The organism is Neolewinella antarctica (assembly GCF_011927835.1).
GTDB lineage: Bacteria > Bacteroidota > Bacteroidia > Chitinophagales > Saprospiraceae > Neolewinella > Neolewinella antarctica.
This window is the reverse complement of sequence record NZ_JAATJH010000003.1, coordinates 1-15,203: the sequence shown is the minus strand read 5'-3', so window position 1 is coordinate 15,203 and position 15,203 is coordinate 1. Positions and strand designations below refer to the sequence as shown.

General features: G+C 51.7%; 11 protein-coding genes and 2 rRNA genes. 2 read left to right on the top strand and 11 right to left on the bottom strand.

What is annotated here, in order from left to right; genetic code table 11:
• The 3 genes from GGR27_RS10045 to GGR27_RS10035 all read right to left on the bottom strand — a co-directional run bounded on the left by GGR27_RS10045 (position 1) and on the right by GGR27_RS10035 (position 2,829).
• Positions 1 to 609, bottom strand: a complete 609-nt coding sequence (locus GGR27_RS10045; RefSeq protein ID WP_168037315.1) for a hypothetical protein — start codon at positions 607 to 609, stop codon at positions 1 to 3.
• A gap of 135 nt (positions 610 to 744) precedes the next feature.
• Positions 745 to 1,653: a TonB-dependent receptor domain-containing protein gene (locus GGR27_RS10040; RefSeq protein WP_168037314.1), complete on the bottom strand. Its 909-nt coding sequence runs from the start codon at positions 1,651 to 1,653 to the stop codon at positions 745 to 747.
• Between the two features lie 69 nt (positions 1,654 to 1,722).
• Positions 1,723 to 2,829: a TonB-dependent receptor gene (locus tag GGR27_RS10035; RefSeq protein ID WP_168037313.1), complete on the bottom strand. Its 1,107-nt coding sequence runs from the start codon at positions 2,827 to 2,829 to the stop codon at positions 1,723 to 1,725.
• 377 nt (positions 2,830 to 3,206) lie between these two features.
• Between GGR27_RS10035 and GGR27_RS10030 the strand changes: the two genes are divergently transcribed.
• Positions 3,207 to 3,344: a hypothetical protein gene (locus tag GGR27_RS10030; RefSeq protein WP_168037312.1), complete on the top strand. Its 138-nt coding sequence runs from the start codon at positions 3,207 to 3,209 to the stop codon at positions 3,342 to 3,344.
• Positions 3,345 to 3,879: 535 nt separating this feature from the next.
• On the opposite strand, the gene GGR27_RS10025 is transcribed toward GGR27_RS10030, so the two are convergent.
• From GGR27_RS10025 to GGR27_RS10005, 5 genes are all read right to left on the bottom strand, one after another.
• Positions 3,880 to 6,564 (bottom strand): hypothetical protein, encoded by a 2,685-nt coding sequence (locus GGR27_RS10025; RefSeq protein ID WP_168037311.1) that lies wholly within the window; start codon positions 6,562 to 6,564, stop codon positions 3,880 to 3,882.
• A gap of 153 nt (positions 6,565 to 6,717) precedes the next feature.
• Positions 6,718 to 7,362 (bottom strand): GLPGLI family protein, encoded by a 645-nt coding sequence (locus GGR27_RS10020; RefSeq protein WP_168037310.1) that lies wholly within the window; start codon positions 7,360 to 7,362, stop codon positions 6,718 to 6,720.
• Positions 7,363 to 7,461: 99 nt separating this feature from the next.
• Positions 7,462 to 8,103 carry a GLPGLI family protein gene (locus GGR27_RS10015; protein WP_168037309.1) on the bottom strand — a complete coding sequence of 214 codons (642 nt, stop codon included), beginning with the start codon at positions 8,101 to 8,103 and terminating at the stop codon, positions 7,462 to 7,464.
• A 69-nt stretch (positions 8,104 to 8,172) separates the two neighbouring features.
• Positions 8,173 to 8,376: a hypothetical protein gene (locus GGR27_RS10010; protein ID WP_168037308.1), complete on the bottom strand. Its 204-nt coding sequence runs from the start codon at positions 8,374 to 8,376 to the stop codon at positions 8,173 to 8,175.
• Positions 8,377 to 8,637: 261 nt separating this feature from the next.
• Positions 8,638 to 10,071 carry an amidohydrolase gene (locus tag GGR27_RS10005; protein ID WP_168037307.1) on the bottom strand — a complete coding sequence of 478 codons (1,434 nt, stop codon included), beginning with the start codon at positions 10,069 to 10,071 and terminating at the stop codon, positions 8,638 to 8,640.
• A 296-nt stretch (positions 10,072 to 10,367) separates the two neighbouring features.
• Between GGR27_RS10005 and GGR27_RS10000 the strand changes: the two genes are divergently transcribed.
• Complete coding sequence (locus GGR27_RS10000; RefSeq protein ID WP_168037306.1) at positions 10,368 to 12,692, top strand: DUF5060 domain-containing protein; 2,325 nt, start codon at positions 10,368 to 10,370, stop codon at positions 12,690 to 12,692.
• A gap of 37 nt (positions 12,693 to 12,729) precedes the next feature.
• On the opposite strand, the gene GGR27_RS09995 is transcribed toward GGR27_RS10000, so the two are convergent.
• The 3 genes from GGR27_RS09995 to GGR27_RS09985 all read right to left on the bottom strand — a co-directional run.
• Positions 12,730 to 14,484, bottom strand: a complete 1,755-nt coding sequence (locus tag GGR27_RS09995; RefSeq protein ID WP_168037305.1) for a potassium channel family protein — start codon at positions 14,482 to 14,484, stop codon at positions 12,730 to 12,732.
• A 129-nt stretch (positions 14,485 to 14,613) separates the two neighbouring features.
• Positions 14,614 to 14,727 (bottom strand): 5S ribosomal RNA (gene rrf / locus GGR27_RS09990).
• A gap of 290 nt (positions 14,728 to 15,017) precedes the next feature.
• A 23S ribosomal RNA gene (locus tag GGR27_RS09985) occupies positions 15,018 to 15,203 on the bottom strand; the annotation flags it as partial.

Below are 15,203 nucleotides of genomic sequence, written 5' to 3'. Positions count from 1 at the left end.
TCAGCGTGTATTCAGTGTTTTCAACCAGATCGATGGCATCGAGGATTTCGAGATCGAAGGGACCTTCTCCGTCTGGGTCCTGGCACGGGCCACGATGGTGTCACCACCGCCAACCGGGGCCCAGGTCAGGACGACGTCGGTGATGATCTCTTCTTCGTTTTCACAGGGAGGGGCGTTAACGTCGTCCGCTACCGTCACCGTCCAACTCAGGTCGAAGAGGGCGGTGCCGTCGGCGATGGTCGAAGCAGCGGATTTGATGCCGGTGAGGTCGGTCAGTACTACCCTTACCACACCGCTCACATCACCCGCTGCGGTGCACTCCGTTGTCCACTGGTTACTCAGGCCCAGCGGCAGGTTCTGGCCATCCGTATCCAGGGTCGTGATGTCACTACTGAAAACGCTGCCCGTAGGCTGAAAGAAAACTTGGTGGTTGTCAGCCCCGGCGGTAATTAGATTCGTAATATCGTCCATTCTGCTCCGCACGGTTACGGTGATTCCGTACTCGGTGCTTTCCATGAGGGCGATCAGGCCGTCGACGGCCAGGCCACTATCGTTGAACAGGTTACGTGCTTCGATTCGATAATGCAGCTGTTTCCACCGGTTCGACAACTGGATGTTGGTAAGCAGATAAGCGGGCGGAGGCGGCAGCAGGTCGAAGTCGAGGGCACTGTCCGCAAAGCGATCGATCCCCTCCCGCGCGGCGAAGAGGAAATCTTCTACCGTAATGGTGCGGGGGTGCTGAAACTACCGGAAGGTGTAGTCAAAATCAATTCCAATCTCCGCTTCGGCCAATCCGAGAATTTTCGGTCGATAATTGATGCCGTACGCCAACTGGGGAGGTGGCTGCGCGGCGAAAAAATCAGCCGGTGAAAGCTGCTTCGACCACAAAAAACTGCCCTTCGCTTCCGAAGTGACCCGCGGAGAGTGCGTCCAGCGCGTGTTCAGGTCGAGCCCCCACAGCAAAGCGTCGGTCTGATCGTAAACGAAAAAAACGAACGAGCCGCGCGGTGTGCCGGTGATGCCGGCCGGCTTCGAATAAATGAAATTATCAACGTAGTTGACGTAGCCCGTTAGTTCTAACTGAAATTTCTCTTTTCCCAGGCTGTAAGTGTTGATCCATTTGTAGCCTTTTTCCGAGGGCACCTCCCGGTCGGTTTGGTCCAGGATACCCTGGCTGGTAGAAATAAAATCAGACTCCTCGTTGACGGTATAGCGCCACAGACCGTACTCCAGGAAAAACGCGTGTTGGCCGAAGCGATAAAGCTCGGCTACGTCGGGTGCGCGCCAGGCGGTCCCCAGATTAGTACGGAAAGTCGCGTGTTGCCCGATCGGGTGCTGCCAGCCCACGGTGCCCGACACGTTTCGATACAATATCTTATTGCGGTAAATGGTGTTGTCCGGTTCCCGCCCCGTTATGTCCGATTCCAGCAAATCAAAACGGATCCCGGCCTCCAGTACCCCCTTACCCACGGTTAGCGATTCGATTAGGTACACACCTAATCGCTGTTCGTCGTAGTTCGGGATGAAAGGTACCGTATTCGTTCCCGGCTGATTGTCGTTGGCTTTTTTTAACCACTGCGCGCCCAGCTTGCCGGATAGGGAGCCGAGGTCAGGGTGGTTCCAGTCGAGGTCGATGCTTTCGGTGCGCAACACCAAGTCGATGTTGGGGGCATCCGTCCGCCGGACCCCGAACTCCTGCCGGAAGTTATCCTGGCGTCCGTACTAGACGTGAAGCGACTGGTGCTCGCCGACGTACCGTACGCTGGCTTTGTACAGGTCATGTTGTACCACCTGCTTGGGCTGGTCGATATCGTAACTAAAGGGTATCGTGTACAGCGGGGTGTCGACTGCGAGCGCCCGGCGTAAGTCGTCGAGGTTACCAAACACGGAGCCACTAAGTATGCCTAATTCTTGTTCGAAGCGACTGTAACTCACCTCGACGTCCAGCTTTGAAAAAGGGTGCAGGTGCAATTCGCCAAAATAGCTACTTTCTTCCTTTCCCGTGTTCGTTAACTGGTATTCAGCCGCGCGCAAGTCACCCTGCTTCGCCCACGATCCGCCCCCCAGGATACTCCACCGTTTGAATCCCTTACCAAGCTTGACGGTGCCTTCCCCGGCCTGGCCGTTAGTTCTTCCGTGGAGGCGCACGCTGCCCTGCCACGGACTAGATAATTCTACTTTGGCTGGATTAACCAGGATGACCCCACCGAGCGCGTCGGGCCCGAAGCGAACGGTAGCCGCCCCCTTTACGACTTCAATGTTATCAATTAACGAAGCGTCAATTTCCGGGGCATGGTCCTCGCCCCAGTTTTGAAATTCGTGGCGTAGCCCGTTATTTATGATCAGGACGCGGTTGCTATGCAAACCGTGGATGATGGGTTTTACGATGTTTTGCCCCGTCTTCAGCGTACCTACCCCGGCAATTTTGCTAACGGCATCACCGAAGGACTCCGAAGCGACCGCCGCTAATTCTTCGCCGGATAGTCGGCTGCTAGTCAGTGTCGACAGGCCGCTCTGCAGAGCAGTGGCTTCGACGACAATACTTTGCAGAAGATACTCATCCGGCGCAAGGAATATTTCCAGAAAGGGGTGATGAAAATCGTGGTGATGCACAATCGACTTGTACCCCAAGTAATTAAAGGTCAGATCATAATCTTCGTCACAAAGGGATAGTATTTCAAATGATCCGTCGTCGCCGGTACTGATACCCTTCGTGGTGCCCGTCAGCTGAACGGCTACGAAGGGCAGTGGTTCCTTCGTTTTTGCGTCGTAGACCTTCCCCCGAATTGAGTATGGACAGTCCGTTGAGACCGCATTTTGTGCAGACACCCTACTCGCTACAAGGCAAAGACAAATCAACAAATAAGAGTGTAACCGCATAGTTTTCTTCGTGCTTGGGAAAACTCCCCCTGCGAAGTTACGGATTTATTTCACTATTGCAATTTTGTTGCATTAACTACAGAAAATAGAAACAGCTTAAGGAAGATGGCGCACCAAATTTGCTTACCCAAAAGATAGCAGTGAGTGGACAGAATATTGAACAAGAATGACAGCACGGATCGAATAGCTCGTAGGGCTCGAATTCTAAAGTACTACGGTGAGGGTGGTGTCATGTACCGGGTCAGCGGCGAGAGTGGAGAGCAGTTGTTTGTCCATATTTGAGGTTGGTGTGTGAAGAATGCAACGGCAAAAATTTCAGGCGGGAGTTGCTGGATGTACTTCATAATGGCAAGAACATTACGGAAGTACTCAGTCTGAACGGCGAAGAGGCGGTAGAATTCTTTGCTGGGCGTAAAGTCATTAGTAAGCGACTAAAACCACTACAGGACATCGGCCTCGGTTAGATTACCCTCGGTGAGTCCTCCTCTACCCTCTCCAGCGGTGAGGCGCAGCGGGTTAAGCTGGCTAGTTGCCTAATGCGGCAGAAGGCGGGCGAACTCATCTCTTTCATCTTCGATGAGCCGACTACGGGTTTGCACTTTCACGACGTGGCCGTTTTACTTAACGCGTTAAATGCTTTGGTGGAGCTGGGGCATACGGTGCTGTTGGTGGATCATAATCTGGGCGTGATCAATTCGGCGGATTATGAGATTGATCTTGGTCCGAAAGGGGGGATGGGGGCACGTGGTGTCTCAGGGGACGCCGGAGGGGTTGGTGGAATCAAGGGCGGGGTATACCTCGCAGTATTTGAAGGAGTTAATCTAATATTAATGCATTGGCGCGGTCGCGGGTGCCGTGGATAGTTGGACGTAGCGATGCTAGCGAGTAATCGACTTAATGTATCGCCATAGTTACCTGCTAGATCAGGTTACCTACTAAAATAGGCGCGTCCTAAGCTAGTGCACAACCGGCATAATTTTGCTGTAGCGTACTACAATATTACCATCGCTTCTGCAGTCCAAACTGGAGGTAGCCCGGTATATCCATAAAACTCGTGTTGCTAACCCCCAAGTTATCCAAGTCCGTTTCTTGCTGGCGCCGGGGATTATAATTAATTAGATTATTACCGCGAAAGATTAAGTTGGGGAGATTAGCTTTTTTGAATTCGTAAATCAATTCCAACGTGGCGGGATAATTTTCCAGAGCGGTTCCTCCGGTGAAACCCATCGTGCTGGTACGGCGGTAGCCAATCTCAGTTGAAATCTCCAGTCGATTCTCCAGTTTATACCGCACGGTAGCGTTCCAATCATTGGTATTAAAATTAATATCGTTGCTAATTCCGGATCCTAGGTTTATCGTTTGCTGAAGTCGATCTGCTTTATAAGAAAAATGCAGTTCGAAATTACCTAGCCGCTTGATCCGGGCGGATACATTAAAGCTTTGCTGACTCAATCGGTAGAACTCTTGGGTAATTGGGCTTTCCGGCTGGCGGGTGTGGATCAGGGAAGCCCCCGCCGAGATGGATAGTCGTTTCGACAACGGAAGTTGCCCCCGCATTACGACCGACGTGTTAACGGACCGGCGTAAGGGCAGAAATGAAGTTTCTACCCAGCCCCGCTCACGGGTCATGAATATTTGCTGCTGTCCGTCCTTGATCCAACTGCGATTCGCGGTGAAGATGATCAGTGCCTTTGTACCCCGAATGTCACGATCGAAGTAGTCCGCCCCGACGGTGTACACGCGTGACCGTAAAAATGGGTCCGCATTATTGTTATTGACCACGAACGGGCGGGGGCTGGCCGGGAGACCGCTGGACTGCTCCAGGCCGGCGGACATACTACTAGCGGTAAGCGCCCGTACTTGCGCGAATCGTGCGGGGCTGCCCCCCCTTTTGAATACGACGAGCGCCCGATAGGGAAATTGGACCTCAGTTTGATCACTCACCGATCTACGTAAGGCTTCCCCGTTGAGCACGACCCGAGCGAGATACTGACCAAAACGATAATCGTTGGCCAAAGCGACTGGCAGTGCGGCATCCCATAACTGTCCGAATTCTCCCCGGATCGCTTCCGTCGAGTCTCGCTGAACCCGTGTGGTTAGTTGGTGTACGTTGCCGGCTATTTTCAGGTAGCCCGAGGCGCGGTCACGGTCGTACTTCATGGTGTGCAGAAATCCAGCCCGGTTTTGCCGGGCGGCGTATTCAACGTTTTCCACGCCACCGAGAAAGCTAGGGAGCGAACCTACGTCGGCTGCTTCCAGGCTACTGACGTCGAGGTCGTACTGCCAGCTGAATTCCGATTTGTGGCTAAAAAGTCTGCCGCGGGTAGGATAGATACGGAAGCCATGTAAACTACCCGATCCATTAATGACCCGGTGAGCTAGCGGAACGTCGGTGGCTTCTCCTAAAGCCGTCCTGCTTACTCTGGACCTGCCGCGCACGTAGCTAAAGTCAGCGTTCAGCCCACCCCGGCTCCTGGTCGTGTCCGAAATATTCCCGATGTTTAACTCAATGCTACCTACCGCTAGGCGCCGTTCGAAGTCCTCCTCATCCAACACCCGGGACACCGCAGCGTCATTACCTACCGTAGCTACGGAGCTCAGCGCTTGAAAACGGGTAAAGTCATGGCTTTCTTCATTAATGAGTCCACTAATTCGGATAGCTTTTCGCGCGTCGATGCGCTGGTCGTAGCCAACTCTACTCAAGAGCGCGCGCGACCGTTGTAATCCTTGCGCTAACCGCAGGGGAGCCGGGACGAGATCGTCGAGCGTAAAACTGATCTGCTCCTGCTGGTCGAACATCTTCCTGCCGCCGCTATTTGATTTTGCGTTCAAAAAATCACGGGTCGAAAGCTGGGAGCCCGGCGCGGTACTTACGTTGACGATGCCGTTGAATCCCTTTCCGTCGCTAACGCGACTGAGGTTGGTCGCCAGATCGTGTGCCCCGCGCGTCCCGACGAGTGCTTCAGCGGTGCCGAGCCAACGTGCTTTAGCGGACCCCTTCAGTTGTACGTCTACCGCGACTTCTTTGGAGAACCCGCCGATCACGTCTCCGAATCCCTGGTAATGTTTGAAGAGTCGGATTCCGGCCACGTCGGCAGCGGAGATTCCGTCCGTCACGCTCCGTTGGCGGCCACCGAAGATGTCTTTCCCCTCCACGAACAAATGATCGATCGTCTTACCCTCAAACATGATGTCTCCGTTGTCGCTGAGTGATAAGTCAGGGATACGGTTGATCAAATCCCCCAGTGTCGTTTCGTTACCCAACCGATAGGCTTCTACGTCGAAGAACATGGTATCTCCGTGTATTTCTACGGGGCTTTTTTCGGCATTTACCGTGATTTGCGTCAGCTCCAAGGCCAGGCGGTCGAGTACGTAGGTGGTCGAATCTACATCTGGGGTAATTGTGATCGTAGCTGGCAGGAAACGGTAATCGTCGATTTGTAGATACAGGGTATCGCCGTAGTACAAAGCAAGAAAACGAGCTACCCCATCGGGACCGCTTGTTGATTCCGCATAGAGCAGCTTTTGTGCGGAGACTAATAGGTCGACCTCAACGGCAGCGGCTGGTTCGTTGAACTGGTCCTTAAGCAATATCCGCAGGTCGCGTTGTCCGTAGATAGAACCGGTAAGTAGCAAAAGCAGGAATACCGTACTTAACCGAATGAGTGCGTTGTGGTGAAGCACGAGTAATAATTTTCTATAAAATGACAAATCCGAGTTTTAATAGCTTCCCCTCATTAAATTTGAAGATAAACGCTCATCAGATGCTGAGTTGACCCAAGTTGACGTCCAGCGATTTCAGCAATTAATTAATTAGCTATTTCTTTCGTCTTTCCATTATTGATTACCCCGCCCCGCAGCACATTCCGGCCTCACGATACTGGGTACCAAATCACCGTCGATTTCTTCGATGGCGACCATCACTATTCGGTGGGAACTATTAACTTTTTGAATGACCAAACCCGGAAACCCAGCTTCCTGCTTGGGGCCATCAGATATGGGTATACGGGGAGCAAACCAAACGTAGCTATCTGGAAAGTCTCGGTTTACTGCTTTTTGCGTTAGTAAGTTGCCGATTATTTTGGTGGAGTCCGTTAAGTCGTACAGTTCCGATCTAAAGGTGGTTTTTCGTGCGCACCCCCTCATCTTACTTACTTCTAACATTTCCAGATCATTCACCGATCTCATATCCTTATAGTGCACCGTACTGGTGCCGGCATAATACTGCTCTCCGGTGTACATTGAGTCATACTGCGTCGAGACGTAACTGTATAAAGAGACACCGTTTACGTGGAGTAATTGAAAGGTTCTGGTTAGATGATCTACGGAAGCCATTTTTGCACGGTCCTCACCCGTAAACTGTTCGGAGAGCTTAGTGTAAGTGTTATTAACACTTCTTACTTCGTAAGTGACTTTATACCCCGTCTGGGCCATGAGGGCACTGGTTATTAGAAAAACTATAGTGAATATAAATAATTTCATATTAAAATCTTCTCAAAAAACCAATAGGCCTCACCTTAAACTGATTTAGATTGACGTTCGGCGACCTCAAAGGCAGTTGCTCTAACTCTATTCGTTTACTTACTTACCCCGCCCCGCAGCACATTCCGGCCTCACGATACTGGGTACCGAATCGCCGTCGATCTCTTCGATGGCAACCATCACTATCCGATTAGAACTACTAATGTATTGAATGACCAAACCCGGAAATCCGGCCTCCTGCATGGGGCCGTCAGATATAGGTATACGAGGTGTAAACCATATGTAGCTATCCGGAAATTCTCGGTTTACAGCCTTTTGCACCAGTAGATTATCGATTATTTTGGTAGAATCGGTCAGGTCATACAGTTCCGCTCTGAAAGTGGTTCTTCGCGCGCATCCCCTCCTGTTACTTACCTCCAACATTTCCAGGTTACCCTTCGATCGCATATCCTTGTAGTGCACCGTACTGGTGCCAGAAGGATATTGCTGCCCGGTGTACGTCGAATCGTACTGAGTGGAAAGATAACTGTACAACGACATACCGTTGACGTGGACTAATTGAAAGGTTCTGGTCATATGATCTATGGAAGCCATTCTTACACGATTTTCACCCGTCAACTGTTCGGAGAGCTTTGTGTGAACATGATTAACACTTCTTTCTTCGTAAGTTACCTTATACCCCGTCTGGGCCATGAGGGCACTGGTTATTAGAAAAACTATAGTGAATACAAATAATTTCATATTGAGACCATTTTTAGTGGATAAGTTATAAGTAAAAAGGCCTCGCCTTGAGGCGAGGCCCATAATCTGTTAGCAATCACCTACGTCTTTCCAGTTGCCATCGGCGTCCTCGGTCATCGAGCAATTGCTACCGTCAATAATCGTAGTACACGTACCGTCGTTGGTACACGTTGTGGTTAGCACCTTATCTTCGGCGGGGGCGCTGAGTTTGGCGGGCAGTTCCGTACCGGTTGGTGCCCAAAGGAAGAAAACTAAAAATAATATACTCGTCATTGAATAATTTTGAGGAATGATCCTCGCGTCTACTCTTTTCAAGATTTCGATTTTCGACTACCTCGGTAGTAGAGTGGCCACTCGTACTTGGTTATACTAAAGTAGCGCGTTACGGACGTATTGCAAAATAAATTATATCAAAAGTTGACTGGTTAAACCCATACATTCTGCAGTTTCAAAATCAAATTGGGGTGATTAAACGTCAGGGCAACATCAATCGCCAGTGAGAGGCCACCTGCGGACTAGTTTTTCCACGCTCCCTCAAAATTTACTCCCTACCGGTGGTGGCCCCGCGGGAACCATTGCTTCATACTCATAATCCCCTAAATCCTCAGCAAACTCAGCCTTGATTGAGGCTCGTAAGTCAGCGTCATCAAACAAATCCACCATCGTCCGCGCCATCGCCTCGGCCGCGTACTTCATTCCTTTGTGGCCAATGCTCATACCACCGCAGGCGACAACGGCCCAACTGTGCCACGGGGTGCCACTCGGTGCGGTAGTGGCGCGAAGGCGAATAGTGGGAACGACGTAGCTGACGTCTCCCACATCCGTAGATCCGCCGCTCGGCGTTTTCTGGGTTTCCTCCAGCGGCTCAATCTTACTTTCGATACCAATCTCTGGCTTACTGACGGCCTGCTGGATGGACTTGGCAAAATCTTGCTCAGCGTCCGTATAGGCGATCGCGCCCATCGCTTCCAGGTTGCGCTGAAGCGCTTCGGCGCCCGTAGTATTGACCAGTACTTCGTGGATACCGGAAATGAGCGTTAACTCGTATTCCACATTAGCCATCATGGCAGCTCCCTCGGCAATACGCTTTACCTGTTCGTAGACAGTCATCATCCCGGCACGGTCACCGTCGCGGACACGCGTCCAGATGCGGGCGTAGTCGGGGATGACGTTGACTACTTCGCCGGCATTTTGAATATCGTAGTGGATGCGGACGCTGGGTTTGACGTGCTCGCGGTAGTAATTGATGCCGGTGGTGAATAATTCGAGGCCGTCAGAGGCATCGCGGCCGTTCCAGGGGTCGGCGGCGGCGTGGGCGGCCTGGCCTTTAAATTCTACTACGAAGTCGATCAGAGCGAGGCCGGTTTGTACGGACACTTTTGTTTCGGCGGAGGGGTGCCAGTCCATGACCACGTCCACGTCATCGAAGGCGCCGGCACGGATCATCCAAAGTTTACCGAAGAACTTTTCCTCCGCCGGGGTGCCGTAAAAACGGATGGTGCCTTCAAGCTCTCCGCTTTCAATCAGTTCTTTGATGGCGGTAGCCGCGCCAAGGCTGGCCGTTCCGAAAAGATTATGTCCGCAGCCGTGGCCCGCGCCACCTTCGTTGAGGGCTTGTTTGTAGGGGACGGTTGCCTGGCTGAGCCCGGGCAGCGCATCGAACTCACCCAGGATACCGATGACTGGCTTACCGGAACCAAATTCAGCGGTGAAGGCGGTGGGGATGTCTCCAATATTCTCGGTGACCCGAAACCCATTAGCGCGGGCGTAAGCTTTAAGTGCTTCGGCCGATTGGGTTTCGCGGAAGGCAATTTCTTCGTACGACCAGATCTTGTCGCTTAAATCAATGAGCTGCTCGTACTGCCGGTCGATCGAAGTTTTCACCTCGTTTTTCATATTATTCTGGGCGCTCAGCGCGGGTGCCAGGATGGTGGACAGGAGCAGTGAGATGAGAATTCGATGGAGCATATTGGAAGGTTTGGGAACTAAGATACTAAATGGCTTTGAAGGTGCGTGCGCGCATAAACGCAGATCTAAATTAGGAAACACACCTTGTTTGTAACGAATCAAGTAGAGACGGATGCTTCGGTAATGACGGTGAACCAGTCTGTTTTCCAGTATAATCCTTGCACCTGCGGCCGCGCCCCGAGTCTAAAGATATCCTTGTTAAATCGTGAATAAGTTAAAGTAGCCCAGGCGACCAACAGTTACGGGTTTACGGTCTTTTAAACCGTGAACTAAGCGACCCCGCTACTTCATTTAACATGTCCTATCGCTTTTGCGAGCTTCTACTGACCGCCACTTTTGTGATGGCTTCCCTGACCCTCTCTGCCCAGCCCCCCCAAACAAGTGGCGAGCAAAGAATCTGGCACCGAACTACGCTAACGTTCGACGGGCCGACGACCTCCGAGAAGGCTACGCTAAACCCCTTTGCGGATTACGCGCTGGACGTCACTTTTACCAATGGCGACCAGGAATTCGTAGTCCCCGGCTACTACGCAGCTGACGGAAATGCCGCCGAAACAAGCAGCACGCAGGGTAATAAATGGCGGGTAAATTTCGCTCCGAACCGCACGGGCACTTGGGAATGGACCGCTTCTTTCACTACCGGAACCGACGTAGCCGTTGACGGAGGAGGAACATCGGCAGCCTTCATGGACGGTGCCACTGGCTCTTTTTTCATTGCGGAATCCGACAAGAACGGCCGCGACCACCGCGGAAAGGGCAGGCTAGAATACGTCGGTGAGCATTACCTGCGCTACGCCGGCAGCGGAGAGTGGTTCGTAAAAGCAGGTGCCGACGCACCCGAGAATACCTTAGCTTACGAAGACTTCGACGAAGTGCCTAATTTCGGCAACGGCCGAAAAAACTGGCAACCTCACCAGCAAGATTTCGTAGCGGCGGAAGCAGCCGAATACACCTGGCAAAATGGCAAGGGATCCGAATTACTCGGTGTAGTGAACTACCTCTCCACGGTAGGCGTAAATGCCTTCAGCTTCCTAACTTTTAACACCGCCGGAGACGATAAGAACGTATACCCACACCTGTACAAAGGAGATTTTAGCGCTGAAGGAGGCGAGGTGACCTGGAATGAAATTTTTCACGATCGCTTCGACATTAGCCGTCTGGCGCAATGGGAACGTGTGTTCAGCTACGCCGATCAAAAAGGGGTATACCTCCACTTCAAAACGCAGGAAACGGAGAACGACGACTTGATGGACGGCGGAGACGTAGGACGTGAACGTAAGTTGTACTACCGCGAACTGATCGCCCGGTTCGGCCATCACTTGGCCCTGAACTGGAATATGGGAGAAGAGAACAAGCAATCTTCGCAACAACGTATAGAGATGGCCGCCTACTTCGCCGCCATCGACCCCTACAACCACCTTCGCGTAATTCATACTTATCCCGCTCAAAAAAACAGCGTCTACACTTCACTATTAGGCTCGAATTCAGCCTATACCGGAGTATCTCTGCAAACTGCTAATAGTGGGCAAACCGAGAACTACGGAGATACATTCGATTGGGTCGACCGCTCGAAAAGTAACGGTAAGAAGTGGGTCGTCGCGGTTGATGAACCAGGAAGCGCCAATATCGGCGTGGACACGGACCCCAGAGCCCGGAAACTGACCCGGCACCGCGTGGTCTGGGCTAATCTCATGGCGGGCGGCGGCGGAACTGAATTTTACTACGGTTACGAATCCGGCTGTGGCGACCTGAACTGCCAAGACCACCGTTCCAGGGGGGAGAAATACGCCGATGCAGCCCTCGCCCTGAAGTTCTTTCAAGTACACTTTCAACCTTATTTGCCTGACGTAAGCCGCGACAATGACGTCACCGATGACAACGATGATTACGTACTGACGAATCCTGGATTTGCTTACGCTATTTACCGCCCCGACGGCGGCAGTACGTCGATCAGCCTTCCGGACGGAGCGTGGACGGTTCAGTGGTATAACCCCAGGAATGGTGAGATGAACACGCCCAGTTCAATTACCCCCGGAACACTGGTCGCCCCGGATACGGAAGACTGGGTAGCCCTGATCGTCCAGTCGTCCGCTCTGCCCGTCGAGTGGCTATCTTTCACGGCCCGGGCGGAACGCAAGTCAGTCCGGTTAGATTGGAGCGTTGCGAAGGAAGAAAACAATCAGCGCTTCATCGTAGAGCACATGGGCGCTGACGCGGGTGCCAAGTTTAGTTGGATTGCGGACCTGCCGCCCTCGACTTCTCCGGGTGAGCATAGTTTTGAATTTATCCATAAAACGCCCGCCTCGGGCTCCAACAGCTACCGAATCGTACAGGAGGATACGGATGGATCCAAGAATTTCAGCCCCGTTCGTACGGTCACGTTCGCCGGAGTCTCCGTAGCCATCAGTCCCAACCCATTCACCGACTCTGTCCGTTTGAGCTACCCCGGGTCACTGAACCGACTGCGTGTGTACGATACGAATGGTCGAGTAGTTTACAGTCATTCGACCACAGCCACGGATGGAGTCGATTTAAATCTATCCGCACTTCCCGCGGGAGTCTATTGGCTGAAAGGAGAATTGAACGGTACGGAATGGGAAAGTAGGATAGTCAAGCGGTAGGTTGCGACCGTTTAAATAACACCTGCGCCCAATTTAGTTAGAGGCGGTTCAGTACTTCTTTTTTCAGTTCACGATAGTTACGGTACCGACTATTATCGACCAGGAGGAACAACCGCCCTTTACCAAGCTCAAAGTCTGGTTCTGGAATAACGTAACGCTTCCCACCTCGCTCAAAAGCCAGGGCGAGGCCGGAAGTGTACAGTCTTTCGCTCAAGGTTCCCCAACTGAGTTGCGTATCTAATTCGATACTGATTAGTTCGTTTGACCCGAAACTGCCGTAAAGGTCGTCGAGAATCTCCTCCGCACCGGTGGCGATACAGCGAGCTAGAATTTCGACGTTCCGTACAGCCGGTCGAATTACGTCCGTAGCACCGGCAGCTTCAAAACGCTGTAGGTTTTCCGGTAAGACGGCCTCCGCAATGATCCGCCCCGTGTAGTGTAATTGATTCCTCAAGTGACGGATGGTGAGGAAGGTTTTTGCATCGGACACGGGATTGGTCGGTTCCGTAGCGAGAAGCACCAACACGTCAATTTGATGCCAGACACCGTAAACCCGTTCTTGCGTATCCGTACTACCATCCCCAAGGTAGGTGACATCAATATTTTTCAATTCACTCCTGAAGCCATTCAGGTAATTACTATTAGCACGCTGTTCGGAACCGATGATACCAACGCTGGTCGGCTCCTTGAATAGCGTGATTTGTCGATCTTGAATTAGTGGGGTTAAGGTGTCTACCAATTCCTTCGCTGCGGCTTCGTTTGAACCGAAGGCATCCGTGTCGGCGAGGAAGACCAGTCTTTCATCTTGTAGCTTTCGGTTCCTGGGTGGATGAAGTTCGTACCTGTCATCAATGGTACGAATACCCAGTAGCGTCGCTTTGTCCTTCGTCAGCGTAAGTACATCTTCAACTAAGCAGCCGAGCGGTTGATGGATTACCAGAATTCCAATACCATCACGGTCGATCAACTCGTCAACGATGTTTTCCGCGCCGACCGTTAAAATGGCGCGGGAAAAGACATCTGGGTAGTTCAGATCGAAAAAGAGGACGTCGTCCGCTCCTAGCTCTTCCGCCATGCTTCGACCATTGCTGCTTTGCGCCGCTAAAATGATGGGGGTATCTTTTGTCTGTTCCCTTAACCGCAAAATGAGTTCTAAGTCACTGAAGGCAGTTTCCTCCCCGTCCGTTTCCGGAAGGATCGCCAGACAGGATGCCTGCGCTACGTTAGCTAGTTTAAGTGTCTCGGTTTCGTACAGGAATCCATTAACGTGCTGTACGTTCAGTCTGATTAGGTCTTCGGGCAGGATCTCTAAGTTGGGGCTCACGACCACAATTTCCTCCCGGTTTAGCGACGTAATGCTCCTCCGAATCTCCTTCACTACACGCCTGATGTATTCTTCTCTCCAGCCAAAGATGACAATATGGCCAACTGATTTGATGGGAACTTTACCATAACGTTGCTGCTCCAGGCGACTCTGTGCGGCCTCGAAGATTAGTCCGGCCAATTGAGCCAGCACAAATATTCCACCCACGTACATCAACACGACCGTTGCCCAGCGCCCGCCCGGCGTTGCGGCGGAGATATCCCCGTAACCTACGGTTGTTGCCGTTGTGATCGTTAACCAGGCAGCGTCCCCCAGCGACAGACCCTCTAGGAGTACCATCGCTACTATGTGCAGGAAGAATAGTAAGAGTAGAATGCCCGCCAGGAGGAGGATACGAAAAATCAAATCTCCACCAACGGCACGACGGGCATTACGTCTGGCTTTGCGCAGTAAGTAGAAAATTTGCATGTACGCTTATGTGTGTGAATGTCCGTAAGTACTACCAATGTAACACTTTCATTCTAAGAACGTCTGCCTCTTTCGGGTCTTCCCCCAACGAAGAAAGCCCCACCGCGGTTAGCGATGAGGCTCTCATAAAATTGGCGGCGACCTACTCTCCCGGGAGCAATGTCCAAGTACCATCGGCGCTGGGCAGCTTAACTTCTCTGTTCGGAATGGTAAGAGGTGATCCTGCCCGCAATAGCCACCAAAGTCTTTTGATCCCCTCGCCCCAACCCTCTCCAAAGGAAGAGGGAGTAAAAAGGTAGATCGATTTCTTTAGTGAACGATCAACAAGTATGATAAGAGATGCAAGCAATAATCCATTGCTGGCGGGTTTTAAGTCACAAAGACCTAGTTGTTAAATTAAAATTATTCCTGTCAAGCGTCAGTCTTACAATTTTCAACTACTCATAAGCTCGAGGTATACATATAGCATACTACCAATCTATTTTGTAGATAACTTTTTCCTAATCACGCTTACGCGCTTTTGGTAAAAGATAAAAAAGGAAGCTGTCGGGCGATTAGTACTACTCGGCTCCATACATTACTGCACTTCCACCTATAGCCTATCAACGCAGTAATCTTCTGCGGCCCTCAATGGAATACTCATCTTGGAGTTGGCTTCGTGCTTAGATGCTTTCAGCGCTTATCCATTCCGCATATAGCTACCCAGCGGTGCAGCTGGC